We start from the raw sequence: 21,727 nt of genomic DNA, 5'->3' as shown, positions 1-21,727 counted from the left end.
CTTTATTATATAAGGGAGGCATAAAGAAAAAGGAGGATGTTTATGAAGAGAGAGGAATTGTTGGCACCACCATCTTATAATTTAGTTTCAGAAATAGAGAAATATACAGACGATAAAGAGAAGCTTGCTTTAATTTGGCAAGATGATAAAGGGAATAGACGAGAAGTTACATATTTTGAATTAATGCAAGGTGCAAATAAAATTGGAAACGCTTTTATAAAAAGTGGCTTACAAAAAGGGGACAAGCTCCTTATTATGATGCCGCGTTTAATTGAAGCTTACATGACGTATATCGCTGCGATTAAAGCAGGATTTGTCGTAATTCCGAGTTCGGAAATGTTGCGTAAAAAAGATATTGAATACCGCATTGGACACGGAGAAGTAAAAGCGATTGTAAGTTATGAACCATATATCGGACAGTTTGATAACATAGGGGCGATGGAACCTCTTCAAAAGTTCGTTCTGAGCGAGCAGTCAGTAGACGGATGGATCAATTTAAAAACAGCATTAGAAACAGAAAGTGACATGTTAGAAATGGCGAAAACAGATAAAGAAGATATGGTCTTTTTATCTTATACGTCAGGGACGACAGGAAACCCGAAAGGAGTTGTTCATACGCATGCGTGGGCATACGCTCATTTACGTACGAGCGCCCCAAATTGGCTCGGAATTGAAGAGAATGATGTTGTATGGGCAACGGCTAGCCCAGGGTGGCAAAAGTGGATTTGGAGCCCGTTTTTAGCCACTCTCGGTTCAGGGGCAACAGGATTTGTATACAACGGTAAGTTTGAACCGAAAACGTATTTAAATTTATTAGACGATAATAAGGTGAATGTGCTTTGTTGTACACCGACTGAGTATAGATTAATGGCAAAGGTAGAAGACTTGACTGAGTACAATTTAGAAGCGTTACATAGCGCTGTATCCGCAGGTGAGCCGTTAAATAGAGAAGTCATTGAAACGTTCCAAAAGCACTTTGATATTACAGTAAGAGATGGCTATGGGCAAACGGAAAATACATTACTTGTTGGCGTAATGAAAGGGATGGATATTAGACCGGGATCAATGGGGAAACCAACGCCAGGAAACCATGTTGATATCGTTAATGAAGAAGGAATCCCAGTGCAGGTAGGAGAAGTTGGCGATATTGCAGTTCATATTGAAACACCAGCCCTCTTTAAGCAATATTATAAAGATGATGAACGCACAGCGATGCAATTCCGTGGTGATTATTATATTACGGGTGATAAAGCGAAAAAAGATGAAGACGGCTATTTCTGGTTTGAAGGGCGCGGAGATGATATTATCATTAGCTCTGGTTACACAATCGGGCCGTTCGAAGTTGAAGATGCACTTGTAAAACATCCTTACGTAAGAGAATGTGCGGTTGTCGCAAGTCCGGATGAAATTCGAGGGAGTGTCGTGAAGGCATTTATCGTATTAAGAGAGAATATAGAAAAGAACGAAGAAACATTAATTCCAGTGCTCCAACAACACGTGAAAGAACTCACTGCACCATATAAATATCCTCGCAAAATTGAATTTGTAGATGAACTACCAAAAACGATTTCCGGAAAAATTCGTCGTATTGAACTTAGAAAACAAGAGATGGAGCTCCCTTCCAAATAATTTTGAAAATAGACAAGTAAATAGTTGAATGAAATGTAAAACGATGATATTATAAAAACGAACACAAGTTCGATTTTATAAACTAAAAAAAGAGGTGTCCGTATGATTTTAGGTATTAATCCGTACTTAGTTTTAGATGGTAGTGGGCAAGAAGCTGTACAGTTTTACAAAGAGGCATTAGACGCAAAAGTAGAAGTAATGCAAACTTTTGGTGACATGCCTGAAAATCCAGAATACCCGATTCCAGCTGAAGCGAAAGAGCGCGTTTTACATGCTACTTTAAAAGTTGGTAATACGGACCTTATGATTTCTGATACATTCCCAGGTCAAGGGCATGCAATCGGATCTCAAGTAACAATCGCAATTCAAATTAGTAATGCAGAAAAAGCAAAAGAAGTATTCGAAAAGTTACAAGAGGGTGGAGAAGTTATTATGCCACTTCAAGAAACGTTCTGGAGCCCAGCATACGGACAACTAAAAGATAAATTTAGCATTGAATGGCAAATTACAACGTCTACTACTGAACAAAAATAATTTTGGGAAAGCACCATTTTTAATTCAAATGGTGCTTTTTTTATACGGATTAATCTCGTAGACTAAAGGGAAAAAGGGGATGAGCATATGGGAGAAATTTGGTATGGCGGCACCATTTACACGATGCGAGAAGAGAATGAAAAAGTAGACGCTGTTTATGTTGAAAACGGTGTGATCGTTGATGTCGGGAGTAAAGAAGAGTTAGAAGACCGATATGCTACTACGGTTAAATTGCACGATTTAGAAGGCAAAACGATGATTCCAGGTCTCGTTGATAGTCATATGCATCTTATTGGGCATGGAGAGAGGTTACTCCGTCTAGATTTATCAAATTGTACATCTTATGGCGAAGTACTTACTCTTGTTCAGAAGCAAGTAGAAGACGCGCCAAAAGGTTGTTGGATTATCGGAGAAGGCTGGAATGAAAATAACTTTACAGATACGAAAGATGTTCACGCACGTGATTTAGATGCAATTTCGAAAGAACATCCCATTTTATTAAAACGAGTTTGTCGTCACGTTACATGGGTGAATTCATACATACTGCAAGAAGCGAACATAACAGAAGAGACGCAAGATCCGAAAGGCGGGAAAATTGGCCGGGATGCATCAAATAAGTTAACAGGGCTTTTATATGAACAAGGACAAGAATTAATGAAACACGTTCAGCCTGAAATTGATGAAGCTTATTTACAAAGAGCTTTGCAAACAGCGATTAAAGACTGCTGGCAATACGGAATCGTTGGTGGGCATACGGAAGATTTAAATTATTATGGTGGTTTTAGAAAAACGTATAATGCGTTTTCTTACGTTATAAAAGAAATGCCATTTAAAGCGCATTTACTCGTTCATCATGAAGTAGCAAATGAAAGAAAAGAATATGAAAATGAGCACTATATTGAATTTGGTGCGATGAAAATTTTCTCTGACGGTTCTTTTGGCGGAAGAACTGCTTTATTAAGTGAACCGTATGAAGATGCGAAGGAAACAAATGGAGTTGCGATTTTCTCACGTGAAGAGCTTGCATGTTTAGTGAAAAAAGCACGTGATTTACATATGTCAGTTGCCATTCATACTATAGGTGACTTATCGCTTGAATATGTCATTGATGCACTCGAATTATATCCACCAGCAGAAGGGGTGCGTGACCGTATTATTCATTGCCAGCTAGCTCGTGAAGAGTTGATTGAAAGAGTGAAACACTTGCCAGCTATTATTGATATTCAACCGGTCTTTGTTTCATCAGATTTTCCATCAGTCATTGAAAAACTAGGCGAGCGTCGTCTTCGTTACGCGTATGCTTGGAAGACGTTACTGGACGCAGGCTTACATTGCAACGGTGGTTCAGATGCTCCTATTGAACAAGTGAATCCGTTTTTAGGCATATATAGCGCTGTTACACGTAGAAGTTTTATTGACAGTGTATGCTATATGCCTGAGGAAAGATTAACGGCATATGAGGCTGTTTCTTTATTTACGACAGGAAGTGCTTATGCAATAGGAAAAGAAGCGAAGCGAGGACAAATTATAAAAGGATATGAAGCAGACTTTACGATATTAGATCGAAACATATTTGAAATAGAGGCAGAAGAAATAAAAGAAGTACAAGCGGAAATGACCGTCATTGATGGCCAGGTTGCCTATAGAAAAGATGCGTAAAAATATATCAGCGATTTTCGGAATATATCGACTTACCGACAAAAACTGACAAGAATAGCGACCGGATAGCGAGAGATTGTTGGCCGCGCCAATCGGGATAAATAAATAACCGCAAAATTATGGGATCCCCATAATTTTGCGGTTATTTTAATACTATAAAAATGTTCTCTGTACTTTTTCCCAGAAGGAATTGTTTTTTAATTTTACTGTTTTAATTTGTTTATCGCTTAAGCGTACAACAGCTTTTTCAACTTGTTTAATGCTAAGCGCTTCGTTATCCATGCCGATAACAGGATAATCGTTACCGTCTGGTTTAAGTTTTAAAGTTAGTGTACGTTCGTGGTTTAAGATGAACGGTGAACCGAGCGTACGGTATGTGTTGTTATTTAAAGATGCTAGTTCGCTTACTTGGAAACATGGGATAAGCGGATCGACAACGGCACCATGTAATGATTTATTGTAAGCTGTACTTCCTGTTGGGGTAGAAACAACTAAACCGTCACCTCTAAATGTTTCGAAATATAAATCATCAACGTGAACATCTACAACGAATGTTTTAATAATGCTAGAACGTAATGAGAATTCATTTAAACAATGGAAAGATGTACCGTGATCTACATCTACCTGAATTGTTGGATATTTTCGCACTTCAATTTCATTTTTTGTAATTTCTTGAAGGGCTGTATCAACGTGATCAATGTGGAAATCACAGTAGAAAGAAATTTCATCTTTCGTAGAAATCCCTGCGTATAAGCAATCTTCTCTAAAACCAGTTTTACGAACGGCTTGTAAGAAAGTTGCATCATCTCCAACACTGACGATAGCGTTTGCATTTTTTGGTTGATCTAATATGGTAAATCCATTCTCTTCTAAAATGCGATAGATTGGTTTCATCTTTTCAACGAACGTTGCTTTGTCATCACCATAAAAGAAAAATAAATTGCGACGATCTGCCATTATGTATCCCTCCACTGCAGTTAAATTTTCTGTTTTTCGTGCTACATATCATTAGAGTCCGTTCCCTGATGATATGTTCAAATAATATATTTCGATATAAATTGTCAAAACACCTTTTTATTTTTAGAAAAATTTTTATATTCAATCTTACGGAACTCTGTTTAATGATGAATAAACTTGTCGATAATGGGTACGGAGTGAAAGGATGATACGTATGAAGTGGCTCGTAATTGGAATAATAATTCTTCTCCTTTTTATTTTGCTTATACTATTGTCGAAAATAAAGCTTAAAGTGACATTTTTATATTCAGAAATGGAAAAGCAATGTTTGTTTCAAGTGAAAATATGGATGATTCGATATACATTTGATGTGTTGGAAAGAATTGAAAAACAGCAGAAAAAGACAGGGCAGAAAATCGAAAAAGCTGAAAAGGACGGTGGAATAGATAATAAAATTATGGCGCAACTTGACAGCATCGGGGAACTGATAAAAAGGCTTCAAAAAGTTCATACTATCGTTAAAGATTTTCTCAAACGAGTGAAAATCAATGGTTGGAAATGGCATACGCAAATTGGAGCAGGCGACGCAGCTAGTACTGGAATTGTCACTGGATATGCATGGGGGACAAAAGGAATGGCTGCTGGAGTTATAGGACAATATATGCATATTGTCGATGTACCAGAATTTGAAATTATCCCTGTTTTTCAAGGGAAGGGATTTGCATCAAGGTGCGAGTTAACAGCATCTTTTCGTATATTTCGTGCTATAAAAACAGGATTCAAATTACTCATGTTTATGAGAAAGCAAAAATCTGGTATGACAGAAAAATCTGTTCAAGCATAGGGGGGATATAGAGTGGACCATCCAATTCAAGGTTTAATGACAACCGCAATGCAGCATTTAAAACAAATGACTGATGTAAATACAATTGTTGGTGATCCAATTAAAGCAGCAGATGGAAGTGTAATTCTTACTGTTTCGAAAGTAAGCTTTGGTTTTGCTGCTGGTGGAAGTGAATTTGGTAAAGTAGAACATTCAGGTCGTCATCCATTTGGCGGGGGAAGTGGTGGAGGAGTTTCTATTAATCCTGTTGCCTTTCTTGTTATAAATGGAGATGGTGTGAAAGTATTACACTTAGATAAGCAGACACACGTCATTGATAAAATAATTGAATTAGCACCACAAGCTGTTGATAAAGTGAAAGAAATGATGGATAAACGAAAAGAAGATGATCCTGAATTTCAAATTTAACGAATAAAGAAGCTAATCAATGGATTAGCTTCTTTAATTTTTTTGTAAATAAAGCGATTTTATTTGCATTATCGATGGGGACAAACTATCATTTACATTGTACATATTTTGTTTAAATAAGGGAGGATTTTCAAGTGGCAAACGTAACTTTTAAAGGTAATCCAATGACTTTAGTTGGAACAGAAGTTAAAGTTGGCGATCAAGCGCCAAACTTCCAAGTATTAGCAAACGACTTATCTCCAGTAAGTTTAGAAACATACAAAGGCGAAGTAAAATTAATTAGTGTTGTACCTTCAATCGACACAGGTGTATGTGATGCACAAACACGTCGTTTTAACCAAGATGCAGCAGGTATTGAAAACGCGAAAGTATTAACAATTAGCGCTGACTTACCATTCGCTCAAAAACGCTGGTGTGCAGCAAACGGTTTAGAAAATGTTGTAACACTTTCTGATCACCGTGACCTTTCATTCGGTGAAGCTTACGGCTTAGTAATGAAAGAACTTCGTTTACTTGCTCGTGCAGTATTCGTAGTAGATAGCAATGACAAAGTAGTTTACGCAGAATACGTAAGCGAAGGTACAAGCCATCCAAACTATGAAGCAGCATTAGAAGCAGCTAAATCTGCAAAGTAATTAGGAAGGAAATGACCTCTTATAAAGAGGTCGTTTTTTCTCATCTATTGCTACGAATGGTAACGATAGATGAGAAAAAATGTTATATCATACATAACTTGAAAGGGAGCTCTTTACAGGAGGTCGCTTTTTCTTTTTGGAAAAAATCACTTTGTGGTATGATATAAGTTATGTGTAAAAGAGAGAAGGAGGAATGTACGTGAGTCAGACAGTGGAAACATTATTTTCTATTTTTGATTCTTCTACGGTAGTTTTACGTAAAGAATTAGATGTAACATATTTAGAGGCGCTTGTAGAAACAGGTGATAACTTGTTTGAAGGTGCGATTTTACAAGAGGAATTATCCGAATCAACAATTGAAAGGTTGAATCGTGAATATAGTACGTTTAATGAAGAAACATATAAAGGTGAAGAAATTCGTAAAGCATTTCAGCTAGCCATTTTAAAAGGAATGAAAGAGGGCGTACAAGCAAATCACGAAATGACGCCAGATGCAGTTGGAATGTTCATGAGCTACTTATTCCATAAATTTATGCAAGGCAAAACAGAAATTACTGTTTTAGATCCTGCAATTGGAACAGGTAATTTAATGACTACAGTATTTAATAGCGCTAAAGAAGAGCTAGCAATGAGTGGATTTGGTGTAGAAGTGGATGAAGTGCTAATTAAACTTGCTTTAGTAAATGCAAATTTACAAAAGCATGGAATCGAATTCTTCCATCAAGATGGACTAGCACCACTTTATATTGATCCAGTTGATGCAGTCGTTTCAGATTTACCAATTGGTTATTATCCAAACGAAATCAGTGCGAGTGAATATAAGTTAAAAGCAGATCAAGGAATGTCATATGCGCATCACTTATTTATTGAACAAAGTGTGAAACATACGAAAGAAGGCGGGTATTTATTCTTCTTAGTACCAAACTTTATTTTTGAAAGTGATCAAGCGCCGAAACTACATGCATTTATTAAAGAAACATGCTTTATTCAAGGTTTGTTACAGCTACCTGTTTCCATGTTTAAAAACGAGAAAAATGCAAAAAGTATATTTGTTCTCCAAAAGAAAGGCCAAGGTGTAACAATGCCGAAACAGGCACTACTAGTGGAATTACCTAAATTCTCTAATATGAAGGCTATGGAGAACATTATGGATCAATTAAATACTTGGTTTGCAACACAAAAGTAACACCATATATATGTAACAGGGTTAGTGATTAATGTAGTACAGTTGTATAGAATATGTCATATTTTTTAATATATACAAGATTTAACTGAATTTTTTTGAAATCTGTAATATATTTTTTTTCTTGGTGTTACAATTTTTTCACTTGAAATATATGTCGGACGATGTTTAAATTAAAATCGTGAGTATAAAATTTACTGATGATGAAACGTTTTCATAGTGAGTGAATTTAATTAGATAAAATCGAGCGGTTTGTGGAATGATCCACACAACTACCAAGAGAAAAAGGGGCGAAAGACTAGATGTCAAAAATCATCGCGATTAACGCAGGAAGCTCTTCCTTAAAATTCCAATTATTTGAAATGCCAAGTGAAACAGTATTAACAAAAGGTTTAGTAGAACGTATCGGTTTAGAAGATAGTATCTTCACTATTACTGTAGATGGCGAAAAACAAAAAGAAATTACAAACATCCCAGATCACGCAGTAGCAGTTAACATGCTTCTTAGCAAATTAACTGAAAATGGAATCGTAAAATCTCTTGATGAGATTGGCGGTATCGGTCACCGTGTTGTACACGGCGGCGAAAAATTTGCGGATTCTGTTTTAATTACTGATGAAGTATTAGCGGAAATCGAAGAATTAAGCGATTTAGCACCACTTCACAACCCAGCAAACCTTGTTGGTATTAAAGCATTCCAAGAAGTATTACCAAACGTACCAGCAGTAGCAGTATTCGATACAGCATTCCACCAAACAATGCCGGAATCTGCATTCCTATACAGCTTACCGTATGAGTACTATGAGAAATTTGGTATCCGTAAATACGGTTTCCACGGAACTTCTCATAAATACGTAACTGAGCGTGCGGCTGAATTATTAGGTCGTCCAATTGAAAGCTTAAGCCTACTTTCTTGTCACTTAGGTAACGGTGCAAGTATCGCAGCAGTAGAAGGCGGTAAGTCTATCGATACTTCTATGGGCTTCACTCCACTTGCTGGTGTAACAATGGGTACACGTTCTGGTAACATTGACCCTGCGTTAATTCCATACATCATGGAAAAAACAGGCCAAACTGTAGAAGAAGTAGTTAACGTATTAAACAAGAAGAGTGGTATGTTAGGTCTTACTGGTTACTCTAGTGACCTACGTGACATCATTGCGAAAGAAGAAGAAGGCGACCACCGTGCGAAAGTAGCACTTGACGTGTTCGTAAGCCGTATCCATAAATATATCGGTTCTTACACAGCTCGTATGAAAGGCGTTGACGCTATCATCTTTACAGCTGGTGTAGGTGAAAACAGTGCAATTATTCGTGAGCGCGTATTAGAAGGCCTTGAGTACATGGGCGTATACTTCGACGCAAAACGCAATAACGTATTCGGTGAAGAAGCATTCATCAGCTTCCCTCACTCTCCAGTAAAAATTATCGTAATTCCAACTGACGAAGAAGTTATGATTGCTCGTGACGTACTACGTCTTGGAGATATTGGTTAATATATGAAAAGAAAGACGAGATCCTATAGGATTTCGTCTTTTTTCTTTTTAATATATTTTAAAATTCCATCTGGATATAATAATTTTTCCTTCTGAATGAATGCAGTAATGGGAACCCATTTTGCATATGACGCCGTTTGCTCATCTTGTATATTCACTATTTCCATTTCATATAGTGATCTGTCTAATAAACGCAAAGAATATAGTTGAATAATCTCATGACCAATTTCCTCATCTAGATGAAAGATGTTTTCTAAGCAACCTAAATAATCGATAATTTCTATTTCTGTATGAAGCTCTTCATTAAACTCTCGAATAACTGTTTCATCTGATTTTTCTCCGAGTTCAATTGATCCACCAAGAGGACGGTAATAGGTTTCATTGTCTATATTATATTCTTGTAGTAGAAGTCGATTGTGATGTATAACAATACCAAAGGATTTTGCACGTGGGTACATGAATATGATCGCTCCTTATTCATTTATATGTGGATAATTATAAGTTGAAATATAGAGAAAATCACCTTTTTATTCACGTTGTTGAGCTAATTGTAATACCGTCTAATAGTTCTTTCCAAAATGCTTCATTGTACTGGTATATATCCATCACTGGGCATTTTATAACGCAAATGTTTTGTAATCCCCAATCTTCTTCAGTGATAGTTGGTACATCGGCAGGAAGTAATGAAAGGACGGAGAAGTTATGCTTGACCATTTGAGATAAAATTTGTTCAAGAAAAAGTGCTTCTTCATATGTTCCCCCGGTTCGAATAAACAATATGGATTCTTCCATTTCTACTGTAGTTAGAAAACGATTAATCCGATGCTCATAATTTAATTTAATATCTGTATAAGAAGGCCAAGAAGTTGGTGTATTTACATCTGTTTTAAAGTCATGGCAGGAGTCAATTTCATAAATGTTGTCTCGTAGTCTTAATTTCGCATCATCATCCCAAAATGAGATGAAGGACAAATTTTCTAATTCTAAAAAACGGTGAAAGCGATTTTGTAATAATAAATTTACTTTCTCTAATGAAGGACTTAGCATAAAATCAATAACGCCAAAAAATGGGGATAATCCTAGTTGATATAAAGCCCAAGCAGGCCAGCAGTTTTGTCCTAAGCTAAATACAGCATTATACTTTTGTTTTATATTGGATAGATTCATGTGATTCATCTCATCCTTTTTGCTAATATTTTATGTCATTAAAAAATGGTATGTGAATGGAGATAGACAAGCATATTTGCAAAGAATAAGCAGAAATATGTTACAATAGAAAAAAATCGAACGAGGTGGTTGTTACGATGCGATCGAAGCGAGAACAAGCCATTTTAGACAATATAAAGGAATGGGAAGCGCAATTAGTTGAGCAAGAAGCGACCGATTTTCAAAAAGTGTTTGATAAATGGTTACATACTACAGTTGCGAAATTACCTGAGAAAAAACGAAAAGAATTCTTTACGAAAGCAGATGGATGGCTTTTTCATTTGCATGCACTGATTCAAAGTTCACAATCACAATTAGATGCACGTAATCGTATTTTAGGAACATCAAGATTATTTAATGAATCAATTGAACAACTTGAAGATTTGAAAGCATTATCTATTGATCAGTTAACATACATAGCAGAGCAACAAACAGCACGTCATCGTCTATATTCATTCGTGCAAGGCGGAGCAACGGGTGCTGGAGGATTATTATTATTGACAGCTGATTTTCCGGTTATGATTGCGTTAAATGTGAAGGCTGTCCAACTTATTGCAACATCGTTTGGGCATGATGTGAACAAGCCTTATGAAATGATGCTGGCGTTAAAGGTGTTTCATGCGTCATTATTGCCAGGAAGACTTCAGCAATACGCTTGGTACAACTTGCTACGAGAGCTGGAGCAAGAAGATTCGTTCTTTTATGAAGGAGACGAAGCAGTGTTACAAACAGCCTCTACCGAAGTTTTGTTAAAGCAAATTTTGAAAACATTTTCAATTTATGCTCTTCGTCGTAAATTATTCCAAGGTATCCCAGTCATCGGAATGGCAATTGGATCTACAGTAAATTATCGTTTAACAAGAAATGTTACTGAATTTGCCAATCGATTTTATCAAGTGCGCCACATAATGGAGAAAGAAAAAAAATCATAAAAAAAGCGAGAGGCCGAAGCCTTTCGCTTTTTTAATTTGTTGCATGTTTTTTGGTCATTGGAATAGATACTGGTTGCTTTTCTGCTGCTTTTTCTGCTTTTGGATAATAAATTAAATCCAATGTTTTTGCCTGTACGGCAATTGAAAGAATAGTAAAAGCAATTTCTGTCCAATTTAAATAATATAATGAAAGCGCAAGAACAATCGCGTCAAAGACGAAGAAAATTTGCCCAATTGTAAAACGAGTTCGTTTACTTAATACAATTGTTAAAATATCGTCTCCACCGGTTGCACCGCCAAATCGCAATATAAAACCGAGTCCAATACCAGCTAAAGCACCGCCAACTATTGCAGCTATAAATAAATTGTTTGATAAATCTACCGTAAATGGAGAATAATTTTCCATAAGGGAATAAAATACTCCGAATGAAATTGAACCTAAAAATGAATAGCCAACCATTTTTTTACCTAAAAATGAAGCGCACAGTAAAATAATTGGGATATCCATTATTACAGTTGAAATAGATGGTGAAATATCATAAAAATTTTGGATGAATAGTGCAATACCTACAAATCCACCTTCTGTTAAGTGGTTTTGGAAGTGAATGTGATATAGCGCTGCCGCTAAAATAAATGAACCGATTAAAACCATAAAAACTTCTTTAATAATTTGTCGACTTTGGATGTTCCTCATCGTTATTCCTTCTTTCCGTAGTTAGTAGTCCTTTTTGTGTTGTAAACTAACTACGAGCTCACATGTAGCTTTCAGTTAGTTTACGAAAAAACTAACTACGCTATATGTCGCTGAAGAAATAACGAATAATCCTCTCGTCCATCAATTCTCCCTACCTTCGTTTTAGTTTAAGTCTTAAAACGACTAAACAAAACGTGGAGTAGGATTCGTCATTTAGCAATCCTGCTCTTCTTTGTTTTGTTTAGCTAATAACAATTAAGTCCTAAACAAAACGCTACGTGTAAGAAGAGTCTTTTTTTTGCCAAATTATCCTTCGGGCAATCATAATTTCCCCACTCTCGTATTTTTTTCGCTAGACTAAAGTATCTGAGCTGAAAAATACGCTACGTGTATGATTCGTCAATACGATGCCACATGCTCCTTCGAGCGATCATGATATCAAAATCCCTTCCTTCAAGATTTATATTATTATATCATACTTTCAAAAAATGTATGCGGATGGAAACCGACAATAAACGGAGGGAATCTACAAAAATTGTTATGTTTAAATATTTTTGTAGAAAAGCCTAAGTTATTTTGTAGGATTGGACAGTTTTTAGAAGTTTGTCCAATAAGTAAGCAAAGATGGTTTTTTATTCAGTTGTATTGTTTTCGTCACCTTTATCTTTAAAAAATGCATCCCAGCTAATCACACTTAAAAATGTTAAAGCGATAATAATGAAAGCTCGCATCATTTTGAGGCCTCCTTTTGTACATAGTATATGAATATCTTACTTTGTAATGTGTCATTTTTTTACATATTATATTAATATAGATAGATGAAAGGGAGAGTGGAGATATGCTAAAAGACATGTTTAAAAGAAGAGAATTAAAATGCGTTTCATGTCAGAAAAAGATTGAATATGAAGAAGAGCTAGTTGCTTTTGTGAAGTTGCCGAAAGAAAGAAGTATATTAGTAGGTCCGTTTGATGTATGTTTAGCAAAAACGGCGCAAGAAATATATTGCAAAGCTTGTTACGACAAAAAAGCATGACCCAAAGTGAATGAGGGGCATGCTTTTTTCATTGGTGTGCTTTTCCCTCAGATACATTTTGGGTGAGGCGATACCAAAGCCAAAGGTCGTTAATAATAGAGGCTAAATCAGCTATTTCAGAATTAAGCCTACAGGAAATTTCAAAATTATCTTCGTTATTTAAACGATGTTGTTTTTGATTAATGTAATGTTCAAGCTCTTTTATACGATCAGGTATTTTTCCGCGAATTTGCTCCCATTTTAATAAAATACCATGCTGTGTTTTTTCAGAGATGTCTTCCCATTCTTCTTGTATGTTTGGCACTGCAATTCCTAGATGTTCATTGTATATAAAATACTTTTCCATAGACACACCTCCAATTTCCTGCCTCTATTTTACATAAAAAAAGAAAGAAATTCGACGAAATTGTTTGAAAAAAAATTATGAATTCCCCTTGATTCATTTTATGAAAGGTGTTAAAGTTTGAATTATTATAAGAAATAATGAATATTTATTCTTTAGGGGGATGTAAAATGGAGAAGAAAAAAGTTGTATTAGCATATTCCGGAGGTCTTGATACTTCCGTTGCAATTAAATGGTTACAAGAGAAGAATTATGATATTATCGCGCTTTGTTTAGATTTAGGAGAAGGAAAAGACTTAGCGTTTGTAAAAGAAAAAGCACTTTCAGTAGGTGCAATTAAATCGTATATGATTGATGTTCAAGAAGAATTCGCGAATGAATATGCATTGATGGCGATGCAAGCACACACGTTATACGAAGGGAAATATCCTCTTGTCTCTGCATTATCTCGTCCACTTATTGCGAAAAAATTAGTAGAAATCGCAGTACAAGAAGGCGCAACTGCAGTTGCACACGGATGTACAGGGAAAGGGAATGACCAAGTTCGTTTTGAAGTTTCTATTCAAGCATTGAATCCATATTTAGAAGTGATTGCGCCTGTACGTGAATGGAAGTGGTCACGTGAAGAAGAAATTGCATATGCAAAAGAAAACGATGTACCAATTCCAATTAATTTAGATAGCCCATTCTCAATCGATCAAAACTTATGGGGACGCAGCAACGAATGTGGAATTTTAGAAGATCCATGGGCAGCGCCGCCAGAAGATGCATACGAAATGACATTAGCATTAGAAGATACACCGAATAAACCAGAGTTTGTAGAAATTGGATTTGAAGCAGGAGTACCGACGACTTTAAATGGCACTTCATATTTACTGTCAGAACTAATTAAAACGTTAAATGCCCTTGCTGGAAAACATGGCGTTGGACGTATCGATCACGTAGAAAATCGTCTTGTCGGTATTAAATCTCGTGAAGTATACGAATGCCCAGCAGCAATGACGTTAATTACAGCGCATAAAGAGTTGGAAGATTTAACACACGTGAAAGAAGTAGCACATTTTAAACCGGTGATTGAACAGAAAATAACGGAACTTATTTATAATGGCTTATGGTTCTCTCCTTTAAAACAAGCGCTTCATGCATTTTTACAAGAAACGCAAAAGCATGTAACAGGTACAGTGCGTGTGAAATTATTTAAAGGTCATGCGATTGTAGAAGGGCGTAAATCTGAATACTCGTTATATGATGAGAAATTAGCTACGTATACTGCCCAGGATGAATTTAATCATGATGCAGCAGTTGGATTCATTTCATTATTCGGTTTACCGACGAAAGTATACAGTCAAGTGAATCAAAAGAAGGTGGAAGCGTGAGCAAACTTTGGGGCGGACGTTTTACAGAAGAAGCGGAAGCGTGGGTTGAAGAGTTTGGAGCGTCCATCTCCTTCGATCAACAATTAGTCAATCAAGATATAAATGGGAGTATTGCACACGTAACGATGCTAGCAAAGCAAGGGATCGTTACGAAAGAAGAAGCCGAGAAAATAAAGCTAGGTCTTCAATATTTATTAGAAGAAGCGAAACAAAATAAGTTACATTTCTCAGTTGAAGCTGAGGACATTCATTTAAACATTGAAAAGATGTTAATTGAAAAAATCGGTGAAGTGGGAGGGAAACTTCATACAGGCCGAAGCCGTAACGACCAAGTGGCAACAGATATGCATTTGTATATAAAAGAAAAGGTAGAAGATATTATAAAAGCTACAAAACAATTGCAAACTGTTCTTGTTCATCAAGCAGAAAATAATATTGAAACAATTATGCCTGGCTATACGCACTTGCAACGTGCGCAGCCTATATCATTTGCACATCATATTCTTGCTTACTTTTGGATGTTAGAGCGTGATGTGAATCGTTATGAAGATTCGTTAAAGCGTATTAACATTTCGCCATTAGGAGCAGGAGCGTTAGCTGGGACAACATTCCCGATTGATCGTGAATATAGTGCGGAGCTTCTTGGATTTAATGGAATCTATGAAAATAGTTTAGATGCAGTAAGCGATCGTGATTTCATATTGGAGTTCCTAAGTAACTCATCTATGCTCATGATGCACTTATCACGCTTTTGCGAAGAACTTATTTTATGGAGTAGCCAAGAGTTTCAATTTATTGAAATGAGCGATCAATACGCAACGGGAAGCAGCATTATGCCGCAAAAGAAAAATCCAGATATGGCGGAACTAATCCGCGGTAAAACAGGCAGAGTATACGGTAATTTATTCAGTTTACTTACAGTAATGAAAGGATTACCGCTCGCGTACAATAAAGACTTACAAGAAGATAAAGAAGGAATGTTTGATACAGTAAAAACAGTAGAAGGATGCCTTCATATTATGGCAGGCATGCTGGAAACGATGACTGTAAACAAAGAAAAAATGGGGCAAGCTGTGACCCAAGATTTCTCTAACGCAACAGAAATTGCGGACTACTTAGCGAACAAAGGACTACCATTCCGTCAAGCTCATGAAATTGTTGGGAAGTTAGTTCTACATTGCACACAAAAAGGAATTTATTTATTAGATGTCCCACTTGAAACATATAAAGAAATGAGCTCTTTATTTGAAGAAGATTTGTATGAAGTTCTTTCACCATATGCGGCTGTAAAGCGCCGTAATAGTGCTGGTGGGACAGGGTTTGAGCAAATCAAAAACGCTTTGGAGAAGGCGAAGGGGTTAACGAAAGAAGTTATTAAGAATTGAGTTGGGAAGTACGCCAGTCTATTAAAGTCTGGCGTACTTTATTTTTTACTAGCATTTAAGTTACAATGTAGTAAAAAATAACAATTTAGGGGAAATCTATGAAGAAATAGTGTTTATCATTGTATTGTTAATTAGCTTAATTGCAAATGCTAAAGTGTTTCTTTTGGACAAATATATGTATGTTGGTGAAAAAGAAAAGCGAGAAGAAGCAATTATCGCAATGATGTGGCATTTGCAAGATAAAGGATATAAAGAAAGTGATATTTTATATATAAAACCGGCCTTTTATAGCAAAATGGATTCGTATGGTATGAATGTGCAGTTTAAAGATGAACCAAATGAATCATATACATATAGAGTTTTAAAAGATGCGAAAACAAATAAACTAACTGTACACCAAGATAGCAATGAGCCAGGTGGTATGGGCGGGAAGCATCAAGAGCTTAAATAAAGAAAGAAAACGACTGATGGCATTCGCCTGCAGTCGTTTTTCTTTTAATCATACTTATGTCGATCTTCTGTAATTCGAATATACTCAATATCCATCAAATCACGAAGTAATGCACCATTACTTAGTTCAACGCCGTGTTTCTCTTTAAAATGAGTGCGAATCGTATCTAGCATTTCAATTTCTTTGCCGTTCACGTCTAAAATAATGCGTTCAGAATCATCCATATAGCATCCTCCTTTTTTCAACATATATATTTTGTCCGTCTATTTCTAAAAAATGTATGTTAACGTAATGTTAGGAAATAAGAAAGGGATGGAAAATGAGACGTATTTATTTTATAGGGCTAATTTTGTACACATTAATTGTATTACATGTTGCATTCCCAAATATCTTTTCATTTGAGGATGTAGAAACAGTACACGTTGTGATATTTATTTTTGCTCTATTTGTAGTAGATTGCTTTATTTCTATATGGCTTTCGAAAAGAAAAGATATACAAGGCAAAAAAGAAATGGAACGGAAAAAGAGAAAACGTTCATTTTGGATGATGACGTACTGTTTGTCTTTAGTGCTTACTGCTGCTTTTTTTAGTGAACATATTCCATTAGAAAGATTAAATATTGGATTTGGAGCGTTCGTATTCGCATATTATTTTTTTATGCACTTTCTTCCTTATATGAAAGAAAAGCGAGGAGAAGAGGAAGTCCCGCTTGTAGAAGAAGTGAGAGAACAAGAGAGTAAGAAAATTGAAGGGGATATAAAGAAACTTGGAGAACAAAAGTGGTATTTAAAATCAAAAATCATATACGTTCTTTGCTTTATTACGCCGCCAATTGGCTATTTGTACGTTTTCTTACTTCGTAAAAAAATGACAGAAGATGCAAAGCAAGCGTACTTAACGATTGCGACAATCATGATGGCGTTATGGTCTTTGAAGTTTCTTCCGCCTTATGTGTTGGCAGTAGCTGTTGTAGTGGTTGTTTGTCTTGTATTTATAGTGAAGTATGTGAAATGAAGAAAAACAAGAGCCTATGTTATTAAACTAACAGATAGATTAAAGTAAGAAATGTTATACTATAATTTGCTTATTCAGTAATAATAGGAGGGATAATAATGGTTCAATCAATAGTTCATATCGCATTAGTAGTAAAAGACTACGATGAGGCAATAGAGTTCTATACAAAGAAACTAAATTTCACACTAGTCCAAGGTATATATCAGCCAGAGCAAAACAAGAGATGGGTAGTGGTATCACCTCCTGGTTCAGTCGGCACCACAATATTACTGGCTAGAGCATCTAAACCGGAGCAAGATTCTTTTATTGGTAACCAGTCAGGCGGCAGAGTTTTTCTTTTCTTAAATACTGACGATTTTTGGAGAGATTATAATGAAATGATTTCAAGAGGAATAGAATTTGTAAGAGAGCCGAAAGAGCAAGAATATGGAATAGTTGCAGTATTCAAGGATTTATACGGGAATTTATGGGATTTGTTGCAACTAAAAGACGACCATCCAATTGTTCAAAGAATTAAGTAGAATACAGTGTAAACTTGATTAAACAATCAATTGAAAAATGAGGATTTTAAAATCCATGCAAGAATAGAGAAAAAACAGAGCAGACTTATTCCTATGAATAAAGGCATGTCGTGAAAAAAAGGAGTGGATTACCCACTCCTTTTTCGTTTATTATCATTGTTTAACAACATGTATTTATTGTTCATTCGGGCCTCGAACTTAATTTTCCGTATCCTTCGGTAAAACATGTGGACTCGGTGTTTTATTTATGAATTAAAGATCACCTTGCTCCTCATCACCACGAACAACAAGGACATCGCATTTCGCATAGCGAATAATATGTTCAGAGACGCTACCGATTAAGAAACGCTCAACAGCATTTAAACCAGTCGCACCACACATAATTAAATCTACTTTATGGTTTGGAGCGATTTCTTTTGAAATTTTAGATTTAGGATTACCAAATTCTAATACAGTTTCAATTTTTTCAAGGCCAGCTTCAAGCGCAGTTTTTTTGTAGTCTTCTAATAAGTCTTCTGCAAATAGATTTGCACGTTCAGCAATTGCGCGGCTATAAGCTTCTACTGCTGAGTATGCTTTTACATCAACGATATGAGCAATTGTTAATTTTGCATTGTTTCGTTTTGCGACTTGAATTGCTTTTTTAAAGGCTTTTTCTGCTTCTTTAGAACCGTCCACCGCGATTAAAATATTTGTATATGTATTATTCATAGTAAATTCCTCCCAATCATTTTTATTACCTTTTACAACTTTATTATAAAACAAATTTTGGTAATGTGCTTGTCGGAAACGTTACAGAATTTTGAAAACTTTGTTTTAATTCATTTTAGTTGTAATTGGTGCGAGAACTTGTTACATATGAACTATAGCAATTTAAAAGGGGGCAGTTTTGTGAGACATGCGCTCATTACAGCCGGTACGAAAGGTTTAGGAAAGCAAGTAACAGAAAAATTATTGGCTAAAGGCTATTCAGTAACAGTAACATATCATAGCGATATAACGGCTATGGAAACGATGAAAGAAACATATAAAAATATGGAAGAGCGTCTACAATTCGTGCAAGCGGATGTCACGAAAAAGGAAGATTTACATAAAATAGTAGAAGAAGCGATGAGCCGTTTTGGCAAAATTGACTTTTTAATTAATAATGCTGGTCCATATGTATTTGAACGGAAAAAGTTAGTCGATTATGAAGAAGAAGAATGGAATGAAATGATTCAGGGCAATTTAACAGCGGTATTTCATTTATTAAAACTTGTCGTTCCGGTCATGAGAAAACAGAACTTTGGCCGTATTATTAATTACGGATTTCAAGGGGCAGATAGTGCACCGGGATGGATTTATCGCTCAGCTTTCGCGGCAGCAAAAGTAGGACTTGTTTCATTAACGAAAACAGTTGCTTACGAAGAAGCGGAATACGGTATTACTGCGAACATGGTATGTCCTGGTGATATTATTGGTGAAATGAAAGAGGCGACAATTCAAGAAGCACGCCAGCTGAAAAGTCATAACACACCAATTGGTAGATCTGGAACAGGTGAAGATATCGCAAGAACGATTTCGTTTTTATGTGAGGACGATTCCGATATGATTACCGGTACAATTATTGAAGTGACTGGTGCAGTGGATGTTATTCATAGACATCGATAGAACAAAATAAAATGGAGTTTTAAATAATTGGACAGTTTATCCTTCATACTGAGAGATGCGGATAATACTGTCCTTTCATGTAATATTAAATCTATCGGAAAACTTGTGTTATTTTTTTGTCAAATATTGAGATATTATGTTAGAATATAAGGGCGTAGAAAGCGCTTTAAAAAATGATTCAGGGGTCATTTCATAACTCAAGGGGGAACTAATAATGCGTATCGGTATTCCAACAGAAATTAAAAACAATGAAAACCGTGTGGCAATGACGCCAGCGGGAGCAGTACATTTAGTACAAAATGGTCATGAAGTTTTTGTTCAAAAAGGAGCAGGTTTAGGATCTGGCTTTACAGATGAAGAATATGTACAAGCTGGTGCGAAACTTGTTGAAACTGCTGAAGAAGCATGGAACCAAGATATGGTTATGAAGGTAAAAGAGCCAGTTGCAAGTGAATACGGTAATTTCCGCGAAGGTTTAATTTTATTCACATACTTACACTTAGCTCCAGAACCAGAATTAACGAAAGCATTAATTGATAACAAAGTGGTATCAATTGCATACGAAACAGTACAATTAGACAATCGTTCTTTACCATTACTTGCACCTATGAGTGAAGTAGCTGGTCGTATGTCTGCACAAATCGGTGCACAGTTCCTTGAGAAAAACAAAGGTGGTAAAGGTATTTTACTTGCAGGCGTTCCAGGGGTGAAACGCGGCAAAGTAACAGTTATCGGTGGTGGTCAAGCTGGTACAAACGCAGCGAAGATTGCAGTAGGTTTAGGTGCAGATGTAACAATCATCGACTTAAGTGCAGAACGTCTTCGTCAATTAGATGACATTTTCGGTAACCAAGTAAAAACGTTAATGTCTAATCCTTACAACATTGCAGAAGCAGTAAGAGAATCTGATCTTGTTATTGGTGCGGTATTAATTCCAGGTGCAAAAGCGCCAAAACTTGTAACAGAAGAAATGATTCAATCAATGGAACCAGGTTCTGTCGTTGTAGATATTGCGATTGACCAAGGTGGTATTTTCGAAACAACTGACCGTATTACAACTCATGACAACCCAACTTACGAAAAACATGGCGTTGTTCATTATGCAGTTGCAAATATGCCAGGTGCGGTTCCACGTACATCAACTCTTGCATTAACAAACGTAACAGTACCATATGCATTACAAATTGCTAACAAAGGCTATAAAGACGCTTGCTTAGGCAATTCTGCATTACTAAAAGGTATTAACACATTAGATGGATATGTAACATTCGAAGCAGTTGCAGAAGCACACGGCTTACAATACGCTGATGCAAAAGAGCTTCTTGAAAAAGCTCCTGCTTTATCATAATAGAAATATATGTAGAGCCTTCCTTTTATTAGGAGGGCTTTTATTTAAGGGGAAAACATTGTGCAATTAAAATAAAAAGAAATAAAGATGTAAATAGGAGGGGCAATATGGGGTATATTTATGATATTTTGTCAGTGGGTTTGCTTATAGCAGGAATTATTACAATGGTTGTAGGCAAAAAGAAAAATGATCTGAAATTAAGAGGGATTGGTATTGGGATTGTAACTGCAGTACTTATCATTGGATTACCAGATTTTGCAAAAGGTTACATGGAAGGTGTACTTTCTGCTGGAGATAGTGCATTTCCGATAAAATAGAAAGGATGATCTTTAATTTCTCTTATAGTTAGGAGAGATTGGAGGTCATTTTTTATTTGAATTTTCCATATGGAATTTTTTTCTTGTTAGTAAAATGCCTCTTATGCTAAT

General features: G+C 36.0%; 25 protein-coding genes. 18 read left to right on the top strand and 7 right to left on the bottom strand.

Features of this window, described 5'->3' with window-relative positions:
• Positions 1-42 precede the first annotated feature (42 nt).
• The 3 genes from mbcS to BTOYO_RS09455 all read left to right on the top strand — a co-directional run bounded on the left by mbcS (position 43) and on the right by BTOYO_RS09455 (position 3,822).
• Positions 43-1,629: an acyl-CoA synthetase MbcS gene (mbcS, locus tag BTOYO_RS09465; RefSeq protein ID WP_000817729.1), complete on the top strand. Its 1,587-nt coding sequence runs from the start codon at positions 43-45 to the stop codon at positions 1,627-1,629.
• Between the two features lie 102 nt (positions 1,630-1,731).
• Entirely contained in the window at positions 1,732-2,163 is a 432-nt protein-coding gene (locus BTOYO_RS09460) for a VOC family protein (protein ID WP_000600354.1), read from the top strand.
• An 87-nt stretch (positions 2,164-2,250) separates the two neighbouring features.
• Positions 2,251-3,822 carry an amidohydrolase gene (locus tag BTOYO_RS09455; protein WP_000504002.1) on the top strand — a complete coding sequence of 524 codons (1,572 nt, stop codon included), beginning with the start codon at positions 2,251-2,253 and terminating at the stop codon, positions 3,820-3,822.
• A 153-nt stretch (positions 3,823-3,975) separates the two neighbouring features.
• Here the strand turns inward: BTOYO_RS09455 and BTOYO_RS09450 are convergent, their stop codons facing one another.
• Positions 3,976-4,779 (bottom strand): NAD kinase, encoded by an 804-nt coding sequence (locus BTOYO_RS09450; RefSeq protein ID WP_000785174.1) that lies wholly within the window; start codon positions 4,777-4,779, stop codon positions 3,976-3,978.
• A gap of 205 nt (positions 4,780-4,984) precedes the next feature.
• On the opposite strand from BTOYO_RS09450, the gene BTOYO_RS09445 reads away from it, so the two are divergent.
• The 5 genes from BTOYO_RS09445 to ackA all read left to right on the top strand — a co-directional run bounded on the left by BTOYO_RS09445 (position 4,985) and on the right by ackA (position 9,345).
• Positions 4,985-5,623: a DUF2953 domain-containing protein gene (locus BTOYO_RS09445; protein ID WP_002093186.1), complete on the top strand. Its 639-nt coding sequence runs from the start codon at positions 4,985-4,987 to the stop codon at positions 5,621-5,623.
• 12 nt (positions 5,624-5,635) lie between these two features.
• Complete coding sequence (ytfJ, locus tag BTOYO_RS09440) at positions 5,636-6,031, top strand: GerW family sporulation protein (protein WP_000350003.1); 396 nt, start codon at positions 5,636-5,638, stop codon at positions 6,029-6,031.
• Between the two features lie 134 nt (positions 6,032-6,165).
• Entirely contained in the window at positions 6,166-6,666 is a 501-nt protein-coding gene (gene tpx, locus BTOYO_RS09435; protein ID WP_000024525.1) for a thiol peroxidase, read from the top strand.
• 199 nt (positions 6,667-6,865) lie between these two features.
• On the top strand, positions 6,866-7,852 hold the full coding sequence (locus BTOYO_RS09430; RefSeq protein WP_000084373.1) for a class I SAM-dependent methyltransferase: 987 nt from the start codon (positions 6,866-6,868) through the stop codon (positions 7,850-7,852).
• Between the two features lie 299 nt (positions 7,853-8,151).
• Positions 8,152-9,345, top strand: coding sequence for an acetate kinase (ackA, locus tag BTOYO_RS09425; protein ID WP_000034585.1), 1,194 nt, complete (start codon positions 8,152-8,154; stop codon positions 9,343-9,345).
• Positions 9,346-9,368: 23 nt separating this feature from the next.
• On the opposite strand, the gene BTOYO_RS09420 is transcribed toward ackA, so the two are convergent.
• Entirely contained in the window at positions 9,369-9,803 is a 435-nt protein-coding gene (locus BTOYO_RS09420; protein ID WP_000283515.1) for an NUDIX hydrolase, read from the bottom strand.
• Positions 9,804-9,876: 73 nt separating this feature from the next.
• Entirely contained in the window at positions 9,877-10,512 is a 636-nt protein-coding gene (locus BTOYO_RS09415) for a DUF1796 family putative cysteine peptidase (RefSeq protein WP_001054282.1), read from the bottom strand.
• Between the two features lie 137 nt (positions 10,513-10,649).
• Here BTOYO_RS09415 and BTOYO_RS09410 point away from each other — a divergent pair, with 137 nt between their 5' ends.
• A complete protein-coding gene (locus tag BTOYO_RS09410) occupies positions 10,650-11,483 on the top strand; it encodes an EcsC family protein (protein ID WP_001256857.1) in 834 nt (277 codons plus the stop codon).
• Between the two features lie 31 nt (positions 11,484-11,514).
• Here the strand turns inward: BTOYO_RS09410 and BTOYO_RS09405 are convergent, their stop codons facing one another.
• A complete protein-coding gene (locus tag BTOYO_RS09405) occupies positions 11,515-12,177 on the bottom strand; it encodes a YitT family protein (protein WP_001244520.1) in 663 nt (220 codons plus the stop codon).
• Between the two features lie 838 nt (positions 12,178-13,015).
• On the opposite strand from BTOYO_RS09405, the gene BTOYO_RS09400 reads away from it, so the two are divergent.
• The gene (locus tag BTOYO_RS09400; RefSeq protein ID WP_000910296.1) at positions 13,016-13,210 is read left to right on the top strand and encodes a hypothetical protein; all 195 of its coding nucleotides are present in this window, start codon (positions 13,016-13,018) and stop codon (positions 13,208-13,210) included.
• 28 nt (positions 13,211-13,238) lie between these two features.
• On the opposite strand, the gene BTOYO_RS09395 is transcribed toward BTOYO_RS09400, so the two are convergent.
• Positions 13,239-13,556, bottom strand: coding sequence for a hypothetical protein (locus BTOYO_RS09395; protein ID WP_000417202.1), 318 nt, complete (start codon positions 13,554-13,556; stop codon positions 13,239-13,241).
• A 167-nt stretch (positions 13,557-13,723) separates the two neighbouring features.
• On the opposite strand from BTOYO_RS09395, the gene BTOYO_RS09390 reads away from it, so the two are divergent.
• The 3 genes from BTOYO_RS09390 to BTOYO_RS09380 all read left to right on the top strand — a co-directional run bounded on the left by BTOYO_RS09390 (position 13,724) and on the right by BTOYO_RS09380 (position 16,765).
• Entirely contained in the window at positions 13,724-14,929 is a 1,206-nt protein-coding gene (locus tag BTOYO_RS09390; protein ID WP_000412333.1) for an argininosuccinate synthase, read from the top strand.
• Positions 14,926-16,314, top strand: a complete 1,389-nt coding sequence (gene argH, locus BTOYO_RS09385; protein WP_000041284.1) for an argininosuccinate lyase — start codon at positions 14,926-14,928, stop codon at positions 16,312-16,314. The genes BTOYO_RS09390 and argH overlap by 4 nt, the downstream gene beginning before the upstream one ends.
• A 109-nt stretch (positions 16,315-16,423) precedes the next feature.
• The gene (locus BTOYO_RS09380; RefSeq protein WP_000470005.1) at positions 16,424-16,765 is read left to right on the top strand and encodes a DUF3139 domain-containing protein; all 342 of its coding nucleotides are present in this window, start codon (positions 16,424-16,426) and stop codon (positions 16,763-16,765) included.
• Between the two features lie 44 nt (positions 16,766-16,809).
• On the opposite strand, the gene BTOYO_RS09375 is transcribed toward BTOYO_RS09380, so the two are convergent.
• Positions 16,810-16,989, bottom strand: coding sequence for a hypothetical protein (locus tag BTOYO_RS09375; RefSeq protein ID WP_000342760.1), 180 nt, complete (start codon positions 16,987-16,989; stop codon positions 16,810-16,812).
• A gap of 95 nt (positions 16,990-17,084) precedes the next feature.
• On the opposite strand from BTOYO_RS09375, the gene BTOYO_RS09370 reads away from it, so the two are divergent.
• Positions 17,085-17,780: a hypothetical protein gene (locus BTOYO_RS09370; RefSeq protein WP_001252904.1), complete on the top strand. Its 696-nt coding sequence runs from the start codon at positions 17,085-17,087 to the stop codon at positions 17,778-17,780.
• A gap of 98 nt (positions 17,781-17,878) precedes the next feature.
• A complete protein-coding gene (locus BTOYO_RS09365) occupies positions 17,879-18,301 on the top strand; it encodes a VOC family protein (RefSeq protein WP_000250794.1) in 423 nt (140 codons plus the stop codon).
• Between the two features lie 252 nt (positions 18,302-18,553).
• Here BTOYO_RS09365 and BTOYO_RS09360 read toward each other — a convergent pair whose 3' ends face one another.
• Positions 18,554-19,012 carry a universal stress protein gene (locus BTOYO_RS09360; RefSeq protein ID WP_001066671.1) on the bottom strand — a complete coding sequence of 153 codons (459 nt, stop codon included), beginning with the start codon at positions 19,010-19,012 and terminating at the stop codon, positions 18,554-18,556.
• Positions 19,013-19,159: 147 nt separating this feature from the next.
• Between BTOYO_RS09360 and BTOYO_RS09355 the strand changes: the two genes are divergently transcribed.
• The 3 genes from BTOYO_RS09355 to BTOYO_RS09345 all read left to right on the top strand — a co-directional run bounded on the left by BTOYO_RS09355 (position 19,160) and on the right by BTOYO_RS09345 (position 21,616).
• Complete coding sequence (locus tag BTOYO_RS09355; protein ID WP_002039744.1) at positions 19,160-19,951, top strand: SDR family oxidoreductase; 792 nt, start codon at positions 19,160-19,162, stop codon at positions 19,949-19,951.
• Positions 19,952-20,165: 214 nt separating this feature from the next.
• On the top strand, positions 20,166-21,299 hold the full coding sequence (ald, locus tag BTOYO_RS09350) for an alanine dehydrogenase (RefSeq protein WP_001219394.1): 1,134 nt from the start codon (positions 20,166-20,168) through the stop codon (positions 21,297-21,299).
• Between the two features lie 107 nt (positions 21,300-21,406).
• On the top strand, positions 21,407-21,616 hold the full coding sequence (locus BTOYO_RS09345) for a hypothetical protein (RefSeq protein WP_000540692.1): 210 nt from the start codon (positions 21,407-21,409) through the stop codon (positions 21,614-21,616).
• Positions 21,617-21,727: the final 111 nt, after the last annotated feature.

This window comes from Bacillus toyonensis BCT-7112 (assembly GCF_000496285.1).
In the GTDB taxonomy this organism is placed as follows: Bacteria; Bacillota; Bacilli; order Bacillales; family Bacillaceae_G; genus Bacillus_A; species Bacillus_A toyonensis.
The sequence above is the reverse complement of the archived record's forward strand: the minus strand, read 5'-3'. Positions and strand labels throughout refer to the sequence as shown.